The organism is Bacteroidales bacterium, from assembly GCA_016707785.1.
In the GTDB taxonomy this organism is placed as follows: Bacteria; Bacteroidota; Bacteroidia; order Bacteroidales; family UBA4417; genus UBA4417.
This window is the reverse complement of record JADJGZ010000011.1, coordinates 22794-39610: the sequence shown is the minus strand read 5'-3', so window position 1 is coordinate 39610 and position 16817 is coordinate 22794. Positions and strand designations below refer to the sequence as shown.

15 protein-coding genes and 1 pseudogene are annotated in these 16817 nt (G+C 42.5%); 12 read left to right on the top strand and 4 right to left on the bottom strand.

Annotated elements, in window-relative coordinates; genetic code table 11:
* The first annotated feature begins 4 nt into the window (after positions 1-4).
* From IPH84_07590 to IPH84_07545, 10 genes and pseudogenes are all read left to right on the top strand, one after another.
* Positions 5-1466 (top strand): annotated as a pseudogene (locus IPH84_07590) (aspartate ammonia-lyase).
* 22 nt (positions 1467-1488) lie between these two features.
* On the top strand, positions 1489-2718 hold the full coding sequence (gene hydF, locus IPH84_07585; protein ID MBK7173083.1) for a [FeFe] hydrogenase H-cluster maturation GTPase HydF: 1230 nt from the start codon (positions 1489-1491) through the stop codon (positions 2716-2718).
* Between the two features lie 29 nt (positions 2719-2747).
* On the top strand, positions 2748-3203 hold the full coding sequence (locus IPH84_07580) for a SoxR reducing system RseC family protein (GenBank protein ID MBK7173082.1): 456 nt from the start codon (positions 2748-2750) through the stop codon (positions 3201-3203).
* A 295-nt stretch (positions 3204-3498) separates the two neighbouring features.
* Positions 3499-4365, top strand: coding sequence for an RnfABCDGE type electron transport complex subunit B (locus IPH84_07575; GenBank protein ID MBK7173081.1), 867 nt, complete (start codon positions 3499-3501; stop codon positions 4363-4365).
* A 60-nt stretch (positions 4366-4425) separates the two neighbouring features.
* Positions 4426-5760: an electron transport complex subunit RsxC gene (gene rsxC / locus IPH84_07570; protein ID MBK7173080.1), complete on the top strand. Its 1335-nt coding sequence runs from the start codon at positions 4426-4428 to the stop codon at positions 5758-5760.
* A 6-nt stretch (positions 5761-5766) separates the two neighbouring features.
* On the top strand, positions 5767-6756 hold the full coding sequence (locus IPH84_07565) for an RnfABCDGE type electron transport complex subunit D (protein MBK7173079.1): 990 nt from the start codon (positions 5767-5769) through the stop codon (positions 6754-6756).
* Positions 6757-6769: 13 nt separating this feature from the next.
* On the top strand, positions 6770-7384 hold the full coding sequence (locus tag IPH84_07560) for an RnfABCDGE type electron transport complex subunit G (GenBank protein ID MBK7173078.1): 615 nt from the start codon (positions 6770-6772) through the stop codon (positions 7382-7384).
* On the top strand, positions 7381-7977 hold the full coding sequence (locus tag IPH84_07555; GenBank protein MBK7173077.1) for an electron transport complex subunit E: 597 nt from the start codon (positions 7381-7383) through the stop codon (positions 7975-7977). The genes IPH84_07560 and IPH84_07555 overlap by 4 nt, the downstream gene beginning before the upstream one ends.
* A 53-nt stretch (positions 7978-8030) precedes the next feature.
* Positions 8031-8606 carry an RnfABCDGE type electron transport complex subunit A gene (locus IPH84_07550; GenBank protein MBK7173076.1) on the top strand — a complete coding sequence of 192 codons (576 nt, stop codon included), beginning with the start codon at positions 8031-8033 and terminating at the stop codon, positions 8604-8606.
* A 139-nt stretch (positions 8607-8745) separates the two neighbouring features.
* On the top strand, positions 8746-9447 hold the full coding sequence (locus IPH84_07545; GenBank protein ID MBK7173075.1) for an ATP-binding cassette domain-containing protein: 702 nt from the start codon (positions 8746-8748) through the stop codon (positions 9445-9447).
* Positions 9448-9493: 46 nt separating this feature from the next.
* On the opposite strand, the gene IPH84_07540 is transcribed toward IPH84_07545, so the two are convergent.
* Together IPH84_07540 and IPH84_07535 are read right to left on the bottom strand one after the other, a co-directional pair.
* Complete coding sequence (locus IPH84_07540; GenBank protein ID MBK7173074.1) at positions 9494-10615, bottom strand: glycosyltransferase family 1 protein; 1122 nt, start codon at positions 10613-10615, stop codon at positions 9494-9496.
* A 24-nt stretch (positions 10616-10639) separates the two neighbouring features.
* Complete coding sequence (locus IPH84_07535; GenBank protein ID MBK7173073.1) at positions 10640-11782, bottom strand: glycosyltransferase; 1143 nt, start codon at positions 11780-11782, stop codon at positions 10640-10642.
* Positions 11783-11891: 109 nt separating this feature from the next.
* Between IPH84_07535 and murB the strand changes: the two genes are divergently transcribed.
* Positions 11892-12911, top strand: coding sequence for a UDP-N-acetylmuramate dehydrogenase (murB, locus tag IPH84_07530; GenBank protein MBK7173072.1), 1020 nt, complete (start codon positions 11892-11894; stop codon positions 12909-12911).
* Here murB and IPH84_07525 read toward each other — a convergent pair.
* Together IPH84_07525 and IPH84_07520 are read right to left on the bottom strand one after the other, a co-directional pair.
* Positions 12904-14046 (bottom strand): acyltransferase, encoded by a 1143-nt coding sequence (locus IPH84_07525; protein MBK7173071.1) that lies wholly within the window; start codon positions 14044-14046, stop codon positions 12904-12906. The genes murB and IPH84_07525 overlap by 8 nt on opposite strands.
* 6 nt (positions 14047-14052) lie before the next feature.
* Positions 14053-15177: a glycosyltransferase family 4 protein gene (locus tag IPH84_07520; protein ID MBK7173070.1), complete on the bottom strand. Its 1125-nt coding sequence runs from the start codon at positions 15175-15177 to the stop codon at positions 14053-14055.
* Between the two features lie 181 nt (positions 15178-15358).
* On the opposite strand from IPH84_07520, the gene IPH84_07515 reads away from it, so the two are divergent.
* Positions 15359-16804, top strand: coding sequence for an oligosaccharide flippase family protein (locus tag IPH84_07515; GenBank protein MBK7173069.1), 1446 nt, complete (start codon positions 15359-15361; stop codon positions 16802-16804).
* The last annotated feature ends 13 nt before the right edge of the window (positions 16805-16817 follow it).

Below are 16817 nucleotides of genomic sequence, written 5' to 3'. Positions count from 1 at the left end.
AACTATGGACCCCGAACCCAAAACAAGGAGAGAAACTGATTCAATAGGCTCAATGGATGTCCCTGCAGAGGTATTGTATGGCATTCATTCCATGAGAGCAATGCAGAATTTCCCTGACCGGACTCCTTTTTCATTGGAATGGTATAAGGCAATGGGGAAAGTAAAACTTGCCTGTTACCAGGCTGTTTCGGGGTTTGGGAAAGCCATCAGGGAGAAATATGGTGACAAACAGATGCCTTTTACATTGCCCTCTGAAGAAATCCTGGAGGCTATGTCATCGGTAGCTGATCAATTATCACAGGGGGATTATTTCGATCAGTTTATCATTCCGGCCATTAGTGGAGGTGCCGGGACGAGTATTAATATGAATGTGAATGAGATCATCAGTAATGCAGTATTGATAAAATTGGGAAAAATTCCAGGGGACTACACGCTGGTTGACCCAATTGAAACTGCCAATATCTATCAATCCACTAATGATGTAGTCCCTACTGCATTGAAAATAGCAGTAATGGGGCAGTTAAACCTGCTGGAAGATAAAATCAACCTGTTACGCCAGGAAGTTGAAAGAGTAGAATCAGAAAACAGGAATGAATTGCGCATCGCCTATACCCAAATGCAGGAAGCCGTACCCTCATCTTATGGTAAGCTTTTTGCTACGTATAGTGATGCCTTGTCACGTGATTGGTGGAGGGTTTCCAAATGTTTTGAACGTATAAAAGTGGTAAACCTTGGGGGGCAGCGCCATTGGGACAGGGATAGGTTCCCCAAGATATTTTATCATGGAAGTTATCCCGATCCTGCAACGAATTACCAATCTTCCGGTAACCCGTGGGGAGAATCTTCAGGATACCACCAATAACCTTGATTCATTCGTTGAAGTCCATGCCATCCTGAAAGCCCATGCTGTAAACCTGGAAAAGATGGTATCGGATATACGGTTATTGGCTTCTGACCTCGTTTCTACCGGTAATATTCAGATCCCTCAACAGCAGGTAGGAAGCAGCATCATGCCGGGGAAAGTGAATCCAGTGATCCCGGAGTTCGTGGTATCAGCGGCTCACAAAATCTATAGCAATGATATGCTGGTAAGCTCCCTTTCGGCCCAGGGATGCCTTGACCTGAATGCATATTTACCTTTGATTGGCCATTCAATCCTGGAAAGTTTACAGTTGCTGATTGCTGCTGATGATACTTTATGCAGGCATCTTTTCAAAGGATTAAAAGTAAAGTCGGGTGCCGGTAAGGAGCAACTGTTCAGAAGTCCTGCAATTACCACAGTTTTAAGTCCATACATAGGTTATAACAAAGCGTCGGAGTTGTCCAAAGAGATGAAAGCAAAAGGTTGCACAGTGTTTGAAGCCAATGAGCATTTAGGAATCATGGAGGATAAAAAGCTGGTCAAAGTACTTAAACCAGAGAATCTGTCAAAATCAGGTTTTACCCTGGATGATGTTTTGGAATGAGAATGCACATTTAAATTGAACCATGTCAAAAGGAAAATCTTCAACCCCTCATATCGGGATTTTTGGTCGCAGAAATAACGGGAAAAGCTCCATGGTAAATTTTCTGGCAGGGCAGGAGGTATCCATTGTTTCTGAAGTTGCAGGCACTACCACCGATCCTGTGAAGAAATCATTCGAGATTGGCGGACTTGGGCCTGTTGTCTTTATCGACACTGCCGGTATTGATGATATAGGTGGATTAGGCGAAAAAAGAGTGGCCCGTACCCTGGATATTATCAAAACCATCGACCTGGCCATCCTGATCATAACACGAAATACTTTTGGCGAATTCGAAAAGAACCTGGTAGCTGAGTTCAGGGAGTTTGATATTCCCTTTTTCGTAGTTCATAACAAGTCAGATCTCATGGCCATTTACCCTGAGACCAGGCGGTTGATTCAGACTTCATACTCAACAGATGTACTTGATATGAATATGTCGCTGACTGGAAGTACTCAGAAGCTCATTGATCTGATCCGGAAGTATATGCCGGAAACTGCATGGAAACCCGTGACCCTGGTGGGTGACCTGATCAGCTATGGGGATGTTGTTCTTCTCATTACCCCGATAGATATTGAAGCTCCCGAAGGCAGGTTAATTCTTCCACAAGTGCAGGTAATAAGGGATATACTTGACAATGATGGCATTGCAATCGTTTGCAAGGAGCGCGAAATTGATTCTTTTGTCAGGAAAATGAGCCCAAAGCCTAAATTGGTGATTACTGACAGCCAGGTATTTCTGAAAGCAGATGCTTCCATTCCCAGGGATATTCCTTTGACAAGCTTTAGTATTGTTTTGGCAAGGCAAAAAGGTGATTTTCAAAGTTTTCTGAAAGGTACACCGCACATTTCGAAGTTACAGGATGGTGATAAAGTATTGATTCTCGAATCCTGCAGCCACCATGTTTCATGTGATGATATTGGGAGAGTAAAGATTCCGCGATGGTTGAGTAATTTTACAGGAAAACAGCTCACTTACGAGGTGGTTGCCGGTTTGAACAGCATTCCGGGCCAGATGACTGATTATGCTATGGTTATTCAGTGCGGAGGGTGTATGATTACCCGCAAACAATTGATTAACCGTTTGAAACCAGCGATTGATGCCGGAATTCCGGTTTCCAATTATGGCATGGCTATCGCTTATGCACATGGGATCTATCATAGGGCGGTTGCCCCTTTTCTCAGTCAGCAGCAGCAAGGGTCAGAATATCTTTAATGCCTGTTGAGAGGCAGTTATATTGAGTTATGGAACGCAGTATAGAAAATGTTTATCATGAAGGACTGATTGATCACCAGGATCAGCGCAAATTGTATGTGAAAATACTCTCTCAGTCGGCTTGTAATGCCTGCCATGCCAAAGGGATGTGCACCACAATGGATATGAAGGAAAAAATCGTTGAAGTTGAAAAGTTATCCGCACAAAGTTTTGCCGATGGGACTCCTGTAATATTGGAAATGAAAAAGTCGCTGGGACATAAGGCAGTGATCCTTGCTTACCTGATCCCTTTTATATTGGTTATTTCAACCCTGCTCATAGTTTCATCCTTTGCCAGTGAAGGAGTAGCCGGATTATCAGCACTTTCAATATTATTACCCTACTTCCTGATCTTAAACCTTTTCAGGAAAAGATGGAGCTCAACATTCCAGTTTACAGCCAGACCGAGGCCTGCAGATTTTTCCATGCATTGCAATCCTGAATAGTATCCTTAATAAATATTGAATTTATATTGATTCTAAGAAATCCTCTGAAAAGAGCATTAGTGTTAATATATCAAATATTTTAAATGTGAAATAATTCACAATGAGAATTATAAATTCCTGTTAAACAGCGTGTTGTGTGAATGAAAAAAGCGCATTATATCTTATCTATTCAATATAAATATTTATACATTTGCGCACCCGGAATCCCCAGTATCTATTGGGAACAGAGGGTTTCAGGAATTCTTATTCATGGGTGAATAAGATCAGGTCATGGAATCATTAGAAGTATAATCGCATGAATCAGGCAATTCTTCTCGCGGTAGCTGCATTAGGAGCCATAGGTATCGCTTCGGCAGTCATTCTGTATTTTGTTGCGCAGAAATTTAAGGTGATCGAAGATCCTCGGATCGACCAGGTGAATGATTTGTTACCGGGCGCGAATTGTGGCGGATGCGGTTTTGCAGGATGCAGGAATTTCGCAGAATCGATTATTAAAGCCGGTAGCCTGGAAGGGATGAATTGTCCTGTAGGTGGAAATACTGTTATGAAACAGGTTGCCGCTGAATTGGGATGGGAAGCGGCAGAATCTGATCCGATGATAGCAGTTATCAGGTGTTTCGGTTCCAGAACCCATGCGCCTGCCAAATTAGTATATGATGGAGCCTCCAGCTGCCAGTTCGCCCATAGCCTGTATAATGGGGAAAGCGGTTGCCCGAATGGATGTATCGGACTTGCTGATTGTGTCAACGCATGCCAGTTCGACGCCATGTATATGGATGAGGAGACTGGACTTCCGGTTATCATCGAAGATAAATGTGTGAATTGTGGTGCCTGTGTGAAATCCTGCCCGAGGAAGATCATTGAAATGAGGAAGCAAGGGCCTAAAAACAGGCGTATCTATGTTGGGTGTATTAATACTGAGAAAGGAGTTATCTCAAAGAAAAACTGTGAAGTAGCCTGTATTGGTTGCGGAAAATGTGTTAAAATCTGCAAGTTTGAAGCGATCACACTGGAACATAACCTGGCCTATATCGACTTTGGTAAGTGTACCCTGTGTCGCAAATGTGTTGAGGAATGTCCGACCCATTCTATCTATGAAATCAATTTTAGTCCCCGAAAACCCAAGCAGGAGGTTGAAGTTAAAGAAGAAGTTGGAGTTTAGTCAGAACAAAGAAACCCGGACTGATTTTTAAATTTAATTCAGTTCCAAAAAGCATAAACCATGCTGAAGACATTTAAAATTGGGGGTGTTCACCCTGAAGAGAGTAAACTTTCTGCCAATAGTCCCATTGAGCCTATTCCAATTCCTTCAAAAGTTATCATTCCGGTAGGACAGAGCCTTGGAACTCCGGCTACCGTGATTGTTGAAAAGGGAGCCGAAGTAAAAGTAGGGCAATTGATAGCAAAAGGTGAAGCCTTTATATCAGCAAATATCCATTCAACAGTTTCAGGTAAGGTTAATAAGATTGATGAGGTTACCGACCAGAGTGGATACCGTAGAAAAGCCATCATCATTGATGTTGAAGGTGATGTGTGGGAAGATTCCATTGACCGTACATCTACTCTTGTGACAGATTGTATTTTGAATCCTGAAGAAATCACAAAGAAAATTAATGCAATGGGAATCGTAGGCCTTGGGGGTGCTACTTTCCCATCCCATGTGAAACTTATGGTTCCGCAGGGTAAAAAAGCTGAATTGCTAATTATCAATGGTGTTGAATGTGAGCCTTACCTGACCTCTGATCATAGGCTAATGCTGGAGAAAGGGGAGGAGATTCTTGTTGGGGTACAACTACTCATGAAAGCCTTGAAAGTTGAAAAAGCCGCCATTGGTATAGAGAGTAATAAACCAGATGCTATCGCCCACCTTCAGAAACTCATCAAAGAAGGATCAGGTATTTATGTAGTACCATTAAAAGTTAAATATCCTCAAGGAGCTGAAAAGCAATTGATCAAAGCTGTAACGGGACGGGAAGTGCCTTCAATGAAGCTTCCTATTGAAGTGGGTTGTGTGGTAAATAATGTCGGGACAGCCTTTGCCGTTTATGAGGCCATTCAGAAAAACAAGCCCTTGATTGACAGGGTAGTAACCGTTACCGGGAAGTCGTTGAAGAAGCCGTCAAATTTCATGGTAAGGATTGGCACTCCTGTAGAAGAACTCATTAAATACGCCGGTGGGCTCCCTGAAGATACAGGCAAAGTGATCAGTGGCGGGCCGATGATGGGTAAAGCATTGAATTCAACAGACGTCCCGGTTGTAAAAGGCACTTCCGGTATCCTTGTGATCCCTGCTTCCGAATCCAAACGTGTCACCGTACAAAACTGTATCCGGTGTGCAAGATGTGTAAGTGTTTGCCCGATGGGGCTGGAACCTTACCTGCTTGAAAGGGTGGTGAGTACAGGGAACCTTGACATGGCTGAGCAGCATCGCATCCTGGATTGCATGGAATGTGGTTCCTGTCATTTTACCTGCCCTTCCGGCCGATCATTGCTTGATTATCTCAGGCTGGGAAAAGCCAGGGTCGGACATATAGTAAGAACGAGAGTCAATAATTAATTAGATATGCAGTTGTTAACTATTTCCGGATCTCCGCATGTTCATGCTGAACAGCCTGTTCAAAAGATCATGTGGGGTGTTGTGCTTGCCTTGATTCCCGCCTACCTGGTGTCGCTATGGTATTTTGGGATTGGTGCCCTTATTGCATCCATTGTGGCAGTCGTGACCTGTATAGGCGTCGAGTACCTGGTTGCGCGATTTATTCTCAAACAGACACCAACCATTTGGGATGGTTCGGCAGTTGTTACCGGACTGCTTCTGGCTTTTAATGTACCCAGTAATATTCCCTGGTGGCAGCTTGTAATTGGAAGTCTTTTTGCCATTGCAGTAGCAAAGATGTCTTTTGGCGGCCTGGGCAAAAACCCTTTTAACCCGGCACTTGCAGGCCGTGTGTTTATGCTGATTTCTTTCCCGGTGGATATGACTTCATGGCCTTTACCATTGCAGAACCGTTTTGTTTTGGTGGATGCACTAACAGGGCCAACTTCTCTCGGAATAGTGAAGGAAGGTGTGAAAAACGGGGAATCGATTTCACAGCTTACCCAGCAAATTCCTTCCCAGATGGATATGTTCCTGGGGGGTATCGGGGGATCTCTTGGTGAAGTATCAGCCCTGGCCTTATTATTGGGAGGCCTATTTATGCTGTATAAGAAAATTATAACCTGGCATATACCGGTATCTTACCTGCTTACAGTGCTTCTTTTTACAGGTGTACTCTGGTTGATTGACCCGACAAAAAATATAGACCCTGTTTTCCATCTTCTTGCCGGAGGTCTGATGTTGGGCGCAATTTTTATGGCTACTGACATGGCCACTTCACCGATGACCTGGTCGGGGATGCTGATATATGGTTTTGGCTGTGGGATACTCACGGTCCTGATCAGGGTATGGGGAGCCTACCCCGAAGGAGTCTCTTTTGCCATTCTGATTATGAATGCTGTTACTCCATTGATTAATAAAGGATTTAAACCCAAAAGGTTTGGGATGAACAAATAATCGATTTGCGACGATGTCAAAGAAATTAGAATCGACCCTGAAAAATATGATCCTCTCACTGCTGCTAATCTCGGCAGTGATGGCTGCAGCCCTGGGATTTGTATACAGCGTGACCAAGGAACCGATTGAAAAAGCCAATAAAGCCAAGGAAATCCAGGCTATTAAAGAGGTGCTGCCCGCTTTTAATAATGACCCTACTCTGGAAGTTAAGGTTATTGAAGGACTGACCTTTTATCCGGCTTCAAAAGATGGAAAAAACGTTGGAGTAGCGGTGAAAACCTATACGGAAAAAGCATTCAGTGGCCGTTTCGATATGATGGTAGGATTCAATCCTGATGGAAGCATCCATAATACCGTTGTCCTGGATCAAAAGGAAACCCCTGGCCTTGGAACCAAAATGAAGGAACCAAAATTTAAAGATCAGTTTAATAATCTGAATATCGGGACCCTTAACGGGAAAGAAGTGAAAGTTAAAAAGGATGGTGGTTCCATTGATGCTATAACTGCTGCTACTATTACATCAAGGGCGTTCTGTGATGGCGTCCAGAAGGCTTATTCTCTCTATAAAAAGAATTTTACTGCACAGGATACTGATTCAGTTCCAATGAAAGACGGAGGTGCCAGATGAGTAATCTAAAGTATTTCACTAATGGGTTTATCAAGGAGAATCCATCCTTGGTTCTGGTATTGGGTACTTGTCCGACCCTTGCTGTCACTACTGCAGCCATGAATGGAATCGGGATGGGAGCTGCAACCACCTTTGTTTTGGTTTTCTCAAATCTGCTCATCGCCGCACTAAAGAATTTTATCCCTGACAAAGTAAGGATTGCCGCATTTATCCTTGTGATCGCTACTTTCGTTACTATTGTTGACCTGGTAATGAAGGCATACACACCTGACCTTTACAAAACACTGGGCATTTTTATTCCTCTGATTGTTGTAAACTGCATTATTCTTGGCCGTGCAGAAGCTTTTGCCCAGAAAAATGCTGTGGTTCCTGCTATCCTTGATGGTTTAGGAATGGGAATCGGGTTCACCCTGGCTATCACCTTGATGGGTGCCATCAGGGAAGTCCTGGGAAATGGTACCCTGTTCGATATTCGCCTTGTTTCCCAGGAAGCCAGGACAATCCTCATCTTCATTCTGCCCCCGGGTGCTTTCATCACTTATGGCTATCTGATTGCCATCATGAACAGCTACAAAAAGAAGTATAATATCTGAGAATCATATCCTGAATAGTCAAAGGAGATTTTCTAACTGAAATTTTATATAGCATGGACCTCATAAAAATCATCATACTCGCCCTGGTTGTCAATAATGTCGTTTTAGCGCAATTCCTTGGCATTTGTCCATTTCTTGGCGTTTCAAATAAAGTAGGAACCTCCATTGGGATGGGAGCTGCTGTTATCTTTGTCATGGCACTTGCAAACCTGGTAACTTATCTCATCCAGGTTTTCATCCTTGTGCCACTGCATATTGAGTTCATGCAGACGATAAGCTTCATTTTTGTGATTGCCTTCCTTGTGCAGGTGGTTGAAATCATCCTGAAGAAGGTTGCTCCTCCATTGTACCAGGCGCTAGGGATTTATCTTCCCCTTATTACCACAAACTGCGCTGTTCTTGGGATTGCGATTCTTGCCGTTCAGAAAAATTATTCTTTGGTTTCAAGTGTTGTGTATGCTTCGGCTACAGCAGTAGGATTTACACTGGCCATGATCCTGATGGCTGGTATCAGGGAACAAATGGAGCTAAACGGATATCCGAAAGGTATGAAGGGTTTCCCCCTTTCATTGATTACAGCCGGGCTGTTGTCACTTGCTTTCATGGGTTTTTCAGGACTTGTGAAATAATTCCGGGTCTCCTGGTTTAAATGACGGATTTTTTCAGAACCGGATCAGTGCAAACCTGCTCATCTAACTCTTAAGGAAAATATGTATTTTTGGGATGTATTTCCATGGATGATTACATGGAATTCCTCAAACTATTTCTATGGGTCTGGATACAATTATTGGAATTTCTGATGCTTCTGTTTTTCAGAAAAATATTCTCATACTTTCGGAGGTAACTCTATCTATTGATAAGGGAGAATTTGTTTACCTGATTGGTAAGACGGGTGCAGGAAAAAGCAGCCTGTTGAAGACAATTTATGCCGAACTGCCTTTAATGGAAGGGGAAGCAGAGATTGCAGGTTATAAATTAAAGGAGATCCGGTCGAAAGATAAACCCTATCTGCGTAGAAAACTGGGCATCGTATTCCAGGATTTTCAATTACTGAATGATCGGTCTGTTAATGATAACCTGATCTTCGTAATGAAAGCCACTGGCTGGAAAGACGATGATGCCATGCGGCACAGGATGAATGAAGTACTTGACAAGGTCGGACTGATCACAAAAGGTTTTAAAATGCCCCATCAGCTCTCGGGAGGAGAACAACAGAGAGTGTGTATTGCCAGGGCTCTTATCAACGACCCGGAACTGATTCTTGCAGATGAACCCACTGGGAATCTTGACCCGGAAACTTCTGAAGGAATTATGCAACTCCTCATTGATATCAGTAATGCCGGGAGAGCTGTATTTATGGCTACACATAACTTTGCCCTGATTAAAAAATTTCCCTTCCGGACGGTTAAATGTGAAGGTGGTAAAGTTATCGAACTGCCTAACCCGATTGCGATTGCCATGGAAGAATAATCGGGTTTATAAATTATAACCCGAAACCAGCAGCAATCAAACTTATCTAAAATAAATATTCCAGTAATTTCTTTGCATTCACCTTGTCGGAATATCTCTCTGTCAGGATTTTAGCCCTTTGCTCACTGGTTTTACCATCAAACGGGGTATGAATCAGTCTTTTCAACTCTATTTTAAGTCCTGATGCATCTTCTGCTTTTTCACAGAGGTCATCCAGTCCGGTGCCAGCCAGCATTTTCGAATTTACCAGCACATGCCGGCCTTTGAATAGGGTGTTTAGCAATTTAAGTTTCAATCCGGTAGCCTGGAAAGTGATCAATACATTTACCTGGGCTTCTCTGAGCAATTCTTCCATTTTCTCCGCACTTGTATTGGCAAAAATGGTGATATTGTATTGTGCTGCCAGGTCACGCAGACTTTGAGGCGGGTTTAACCCTGCAATTATCAGCGGTATTTCAAGGTCATTGAAAACCTCTTTGATGAGGAATTCTGCTGCAAGGGTGTTTTCTGAAACAGCCAGGTTCCCGTGATAGAATGCATAGTTGCCCATCCCTGGCTTGCCTGAAGGTTCAATATTCCCATGGAAACTGGGAAGATAATGTACCTCTTTCCCGGGAAAGCGGTTTTGCAGGTATTCTGTATCCTTCTCCGATACTGCAAGCATGGCACTTGCATGACTGAGCTTCGACTGGAAAAGTTTTAGTTTTATGCTTTCCAGCAGAAAAAAGAGCTTGTGTGAAATCTTTTTTTCAGCGCGAAACAGATGGTAATAATAATGATGTTCGATATTGCTTTCCCTGTAGATTAGCTTCCTCCCTTTTAATGCCGGGTGATTGAGGAAATAACAGGAATGAAGTCCTTCGAAAAGTATCGGATAATCATTGGCAAGCAGGTTTTTCAATAACTCAGGGTTGTTTCTGCCTCTGACAATGTAAGGTAATGTAGAAAGATGTACAGCCACCCCTGTTAATCTCGGATAGTAATGGATGGTTTCACATAAAGAATCAAGCTCGGGAGCAGGTTGACGGTCGTATCTGAAACAATGCAGGTGGATACGTATTCCTAATGAATGAAGAGCCACCAGCTTATGGTAAACATCAATCACACCACCGTAATTTGCCGGAAATGGTATCGAGAATGAAACAATATTGATATGACGGTTCTCCATTAATTGTCCAAAATAATCAATCAGTTACTTTTTTTTGGTTTTGTTCTTATTCAACCTGTTGAAAATATCCAGCAGCACCTTTTTTTCATTTTCCCAATTGAGTTCTTCTGCGGCCAGGGGAAGATTTTTCTTCCACGTTGCATATTGTTCTTTATCGGCCAGTATTTCATTGATTCTTTCCGCAATATGCTTAGGATCATGATGGTTGATAAATCCCCCGACATTATACTTCTCAATGATTTTGCGAATCTCCGGCAGGGGAGTGGCAAGGATCGGAATGCCGGCATGAATGTAATCGAAAAGCTTATTAGGCAGGCTGAACCTGTAATTGATATTGGTATCCTTGTCGAGGGTCAGTCCCAGGTCGGCATTGGCAGTATAACCCATCAACTGATCGGGCGGAAGTTTTGGAATAAACCTGACTTTATCACCGAGTCTAAGCTTCAGCGCCATTTCCTTTAATACGGGTAACACATCTCCTCCGCCAATGATCAGCAGTATCGCATTGTTCACGTATTGCATGGCTTCAACTGTTTCTTCAGCCCCCCTTTGAATATTAATACCGGCTCCTTGAAGTAATACGATTTTTTGATCCATCGGTAGCCCGAGAGCAGTTCGATCAGGGAGATTTACACCTGTTTTTTTTCTTGGAATATTCCGGACTACCTTGAATTCAACAGCATATTCCTTCCTGAAAAGCCCTGCTATTGAGTCATTCACTGTGATGCAATCCCGCAAATGCGGAACAATGCTTTTTTCTATTCTTTTCCAGAATTTCATGACAAAAGGCCGATGAATAACTTCCGGGGTCTGGGTGAAGTATTCGTGGCTGTCATAAACAATAGGAACCCTCTTTAACAGGTGGATAAGGAAATTGGGCAAAAGAGTGTCAAGGTCGTTGGAAATCAATAAGTCACAAGGCCGGAAAAGCAGGTAGAAAAATAACCTGAAATTGTATTCAGCATAGAAAACAGGGCCTTTTTCCCATAATAACCGCATACGATGGGTTTCATAAGGCCTTTCAGGCATAGCAATACTGTCGCTTTTCCTTCGGCCGACCATGGTCACCTCATAACCTGCTTCTATCAAAGCTAAGGCAGTTTTATCCACCCTTTGGTCTGTTACGAGGTCATTGATCACGGAAACAATAGCTCTTTTCTTATGCATACCCGGCTTTATGCTGCGAATTTAGGAGTTTTGGATGAGTTATTCTTACCCCTATTCGGAAACGAGCGATATCAAGTTTTCGTGTACTTTTGAATTTTATTTTTCATGTATGCCAACGATTAAGGAAAATGTATCACTAAAGGCATTTAATACCTTTGGGATTGAAGCTAATGCAAAGTATTTCACAAGTATTTCCACGGTTCAGGATGTTGAAGAAATCAGTCATTCTATTGTGGAACCCGGGAGTAAATTTCTTTTTTTAGGTGGCGGGAGTAATATCCTGCTGACCGGGGATTTTGATGGATACATCATCCATGTTGAGAACGCGGGAATAGAAAAAGTTTCTGAAAATGAGGATTTCGTGAGGGTTAAAGCTGCCGCAGGTGTAAATTGGCATGAATTTGTCATGTGGTGTGTTGATCAGGGATGGGGTGGACTGGAGAACCTTTCGCTCATTCCAGGTAATGTTGGAAGCAGCCCTATTCAGAATATTGGTGCCTATGGGGTGGAAATGAAGGATTGTTTTGAATCCCTTGAAGCTTATGATCTTGAAACACGGCAGTGGGTTATTATGAGTAAGGAGGCTTGCCGGTTTGGCTATCGGGACAGTGTGTTCAAACAGGAATTAAAAGGGAAAATACTGATTTGGTCAGTTTCCTTCAAATTAAGTAAGAATCCGGTTGTCCAGATGGAATATGGAGCCATACAGGAGGAATTGAAGTCAATGGGAGTGACCAATGCCGGAATTAAAGAGGTAAGCCAGGCGGTTTGTAATATCCGTCGTTCCAAGTTGCCAGATCCGCTTGAAACAGGCAATGCAGGCAGTTTTTTCAAAAATCCAACGCTTCCGGCAGAGAAGGCTGATTTTCTTAAAGCTTCATATCCCGGACTGGTTGCCTATTATCTTCCGGAAATGAAGGTAAAGCTTGCTGCCGGTTGGTTAATTGAACAATGCCGTTGGAAAGGGTTCAGAAGAGGAGATGCTGGCGTGCATCAGAAACAGGCCCTGGTATTAGTGAATTATGGAACGGCATCAGGAAGTGAAATCCTTGAACTGGCTGAAGAAATTCAACAATCTGTGCTTGAGAAATTTGATGTATTACTGGATATGGAGGTGAATATTATTTAGCCTCAGCTTTTACAAGCCTGGACTTTCGGAAGTGGTCCCTCAGACTCGTGAAAGGCTTTTCATAGAATCTGTACAATAGATAGGAAAGCATGAACGTAAGTCCCCAGTACAGGAAATATCTTATGCAGCTGATGACAAGATGATTCTTTGTTATTGCTACAATTACCGGAGTAAGGGAAGGAATAATGCGGAGTTGTACCAGTGAAAAATTCACCAGGTACATGCTATAGGATGTAATACTTACAAAAGTGAGGAATCTATAGATAAATCCTTTGCCGGTCTTCCATTCAGATAGGTAGGGAAGCATCAGGAGAGTGCCGGCAGAAGTCATCATGAGTGAGAAATAATTCAGGAAGAATAGATTTTTACCCAGGAAAAAATCTACACCCATCGGGAACACGAGAAGGATGAGCCCGAGGAATAGCCAATATCTTTTGCCGGCTTTCCAAAAAACAGGAAAGTAAAAATTTACCCACGCCCCCAGAAATCCATACATGATGCTATCCAGTCGGGTGATCACGATTTTGCGCTGCAGATGATCCCAGGTCTCGAAATCCGGGATGTAGAGAGTTAATGCCCTGTAAATCCTGATCCCTGTTACCAGGAGTATCAGGAAGATAATCCAGGCCAAAACGATTGTTTTCCGATGATTTTTTGAAATTTTCAGGGTGATATAAAGTCCTAAAGGGATCAGCAGGTAGAACCATTCTTCCACCGTAAGACTCCATGCTTCGGGAAAAAAAGCCGGGTGAGGACTTGCAAAATTCTGAAGGAAAAAGAAATAGGAAGTTATTGAGTTACCTATACCTGATGCTGAAAATACTGTGATCAGGGTCAGCAGAATCAGCATTAGGAAATAGTTGGGCAACGTTCTGAACCAACGGCGAATCCAGAATTCCAGCAGATTATTCCAGTTGAAATCCGTTTGATTGATGGTGCGGAGCAGAATGCCCCCAATCAGGAAGCCACTGAGTACGAAAAAGATAGTGACACCATCGAGCGAAAGAATATTATATGCTTTTTCATTTACATGGTCAATGACCAGGAAAAAAGCATGGGAATACAAAACAAACAGGATCGCAAAAGCCCTGAGGATATCCAGTCCGTAAATTCTGTTGGTGTGTCCGGATGTCATAGGTTATCAGGAGACAGTCCGTTCAATGGTATTCCATAACTTCTCTGCAGTGGCATTCCATGAGAAAAGTTCCTGTTGCTTATGGCCTTTCACAATTAGCTGATTTCGAAGTACAGCGTCGTCGGCAATAAAGTGCATAGAGGAAACGATGGAATCGATGGAGAATGGATCCACAAGCAGTGCAGCATCGCCAGCTACTTCAGGCATGGAAGTCAGTGTAGAAGTAATCACCGGGGTGCCGCAATGGAAAGCTTCCAGGATGGGAATTCCAAATCCTTCAAAATAGGAAACATAGGTAAGTGCCAGGGCAGAAGCCATCAATCTGGATAAATCGGCATCAGAGACACGACCCGTAAAGATCACATCTTCCTTATAATGCATGCTTTCATAGGCTTCACGGATTTCGTTTGTCCACCACATCTTAGCCCCGGCAATAAGCAATTTGATGCCTCGCTGATCAGCCTGCTTGAATTTGTCGAATGATTTGAAAAGATTTACAAGGTTTTTCCTGGGGTGCAATGAACCAACAAAAAAGAAATAGTTCCTTTCATCAGCAAATTGCTTCCGTACAGCAATTTTCTCTTCTTCCGATATCGGTTTAAAACTTTCACTCGCACCATTATGAACAACATCAATCTTACTTTCTTCTATCTCGTACCTTTTTATGATATCTTCCTTTGAAAATTGTGAAACGCTCGCAATTCTATTGGCCTTTTTCGCAAAAAGCGGAAACATTTTCTGATAATAGATTCGGTCTGTCCAGGGAAGGTCCATGGGAAATTTTTCAAAATTCAGATCATGAATAACTGCAACCGAAGGGATATCTGTTTTTAGTGTAAGATAACCATCGGGTGAGAGAAAGATATCAGGTTTGTACTTTGAAAAGATATAGGGAAGGGATAGTTCGAACCAGAACAGATAAAGCAGTGGATGGCGGGCCTGGGGTGCCACTTTGATCGGCGTTATATTCTTTGAAAAAATAAAACTCTCATGAAAAGGCCGGTCGAAGATAAACAGGAATTCATGTTCAGGATGCGATTCCGTCATGATCCTGAGTGTCTCGTAGGTAAACCTACCGATTCCATCTAACCGGTTATGAAGGAGAAGACGCGTATTGACAGCAATTTTCAAAGCCTTTTTCTGCAAAAATAGGGTATTTTATGGTCATTCCCCCTACCTTTTTCCCTTAAAGACCTCAAAATATGAATCTGTATGGATTTGTAAGCGTTTTTGATTGATTATTTAAGGAAATGGTTAAATTTGACGACCAAGTAACTTTTATTATCCATCCAGCAAATCAATAGCGCACACGATGCAGCGCAAGTTTCTAACCAACCTGACCCTCCTGCTCTTTTTGAACCTGCTGGTGAAGCCATTCTGGATATTCGGCATCGACAGGACTGTTCAAAATCTGGTAGGATCAGGGGAATATGGATGGTACTCTTCATTGCTCAATTTTACTTTTCTTTTTAATATCCTGCTGGATTTTGGTATCACCAATTTCAACAATAAGAATATAGCCCAGAATAATCACCTGCTGAATAAGCATTTCTCAGGCATCGTGATCTTCAAATTTTTACTTGCATTGCTTTATATCATTGTAACAATGTCAGTAGGGTTTATTTGGGGATATGATTCCAGGCAAATGTTCTTCCTGCTGATCCTCGGATTTAACCAGATACTCATATCACTGATTTTGTACCTGAGGTCAAATATCTCCGGACTGTTGCATTTTAAGACTGATAGCCTGATTTCAGTATTGGACAGGCTCCTTATGATATTGATATGCAGTGTGTTATTGTGGGGAGGCATGAGTGGAAAAACTTTCAGGATTGAATGGTTTGTATATGCTCAGACTGCCGCATATGTTATCACTGCCCTGATTGCTATGATTATTGTCATGAAGAAGGCTGCTTTCAGGAGGTTGCAGTGGAACATGGCCTTCTTTGCCCTGATTATCAAGCAAAGTTATCCTTTTGCAGTACTGGTATTATTGATGACCTTTTACAACCGTATTGACTCTGTAATGCTGGAGCGTATTCTTCCGGATGCGGAAGGCGATTTACAGGCAGGTATTTATGCTTCGGCCTACCGCTTACTGGATGCTATCAATATGATTGCCTACCTGTTTTCTGTGATACTCTTACCCATGTTTGCTAAACTCATCAAAGATAAACTTCCCCTGGAAGGACTTGTCAAACTGGCTTTCACCATGATTTTTGCTTTCGCAATAACCGTTTCTGTTGCTTTGTGTTTTTTTACAACAGAATTCATGGAACTACTTTATGTGAAGCATATTGCAGATTCCGCTGCGGTATTCCGTTTTCTTATACTAGGCTTCATACCTATTGCCACAACCTATATTTTCGGGACGCTTTTAACCGCCAATGGGAACCTCAAATGGCTTAATATCATTGCTTTTTCAGGTATGGTTCTGAATATTTCATTGAACTATTTCCTCATTCCAACCTATATGGCGGTAGGATCTGCTTATGCAAGCCTGATTACTCAATTTTTCACGGCTATCCTACAATTTGTAATGGTACAGCGGATTTTCCGTTTTAAGCCGGAACTGTCTTATCTTTTTAGCTTGCTGGCATTCGTTTGCTTTGTTATCTTATTAAACTGGTTCATGAAAGGTGTTGACCTGGATTGGAAGGTCAGTTTCATTATCTCACTTCTGGCTGCATTGGTAGCCTCTATTGCCTTGCGATTGATCAATTTCAGGTCCATGCTGGCCTTGCTGAGGAATAATTAATTTCCTTACCTTA

Excerpts from the sequence above, each read along its gene's own strand:
- hydF (MBK7173083.1), top strand. The coding sequence starts at position 1,489 with ATGTCAAAAGGAAAATCTTCAACCCCTCATATCGGGATTTTTGGTCGC.
- IPH84_07580 (MBK7173082.1), top strand. The coding sequence starts at position 2,748 with ATGGAACGCAGTATAGAAAATGTTTATCATGAAGGACTGATTGATCAC.
- IPH84_07575 (MBK7173081.1), top strand. The coding sequence starts at position 3,499 with ATGAATCAGGCAATTCTTCTCGCGGTAGCTGCATTAGGAGCCATAGGT.
- rsxC (MBK7173080.1), top strand. The coding sequence starts at position 4,426 with ATGCTGAAGACATTTAAAATTGGGGGTGTTCACCCTGAAGAGAGTAAA.
- IPH84_07565 (MBK7173079.1), top strand. The coding sequence starts at position 5,767 with ATGCAGTTGTTAACTATTTCCGGATCTCCGCATGTTCATGCTGAACAG.
- IPH84_07560 (MBK7173078.1), top strand. The coding sequence starts at position 6,770 with ATGTCAAAGAAATTAGAATCGACCCTGAAAAATATGATCCTCTCACTG.
- IPH84_07555 (MBK7173077.1), top strand. The coding sequence starts at position 7,381 with ATGAGTAATCTAAAGTATTTCACTAATGGGTTTATCAAGGAGAATCCA.
- IPH84_07550 (MBK7173076.1), top strand. The coding sequence starts at position 8,031 with ATGGACCTCATAAAAATCATCATACTCGCCCTGGTTGTCAATAATGTC.
- IPH84_07545 (MBK7173075.1), top strand. The coding sequence starts at position 8,746 with ATGGGTCTGGATACAATTATTGGAATTTCTGATGCTTCTGTTTTTCAG.
- IPH84_07540 (MBK7173074.1), bottom strand. The coding sequence starts at position 10,615 with ATGGAGAACCGTCATATCAATATTGTTTCATTCTCGATACCATTTCCG.
- IPH84_07535 (MBK7173073.1), bottom strand. The coding sequence starts at position 11,782 with ATGCATAAGAAAAGAGCTATTGTTTCCGTGATCAATGACCTCGTAACA.
- murB (MBK7173072.1), top strand. The coding sequence starts at position 11,892 with ATGCCAACGATTAAGGAAAATGTATCACTAAAGGCATTTAATACCTTT.
- IPH84_07525 (MBK7173071.1), bottom strand. The coding sequence starts at position 14,046 with ATGACATCCGGACACACCAACAGAATTTACGGACTGGATATCCTCAGG.
- IPH84_07515 (MBK7173069.1), top strand. The coding sequence starts at position 15,359 with ATGCAGCGCAAGTTTCTAACCAACCTGACCCTCCTGCTCTTTTTGAAC.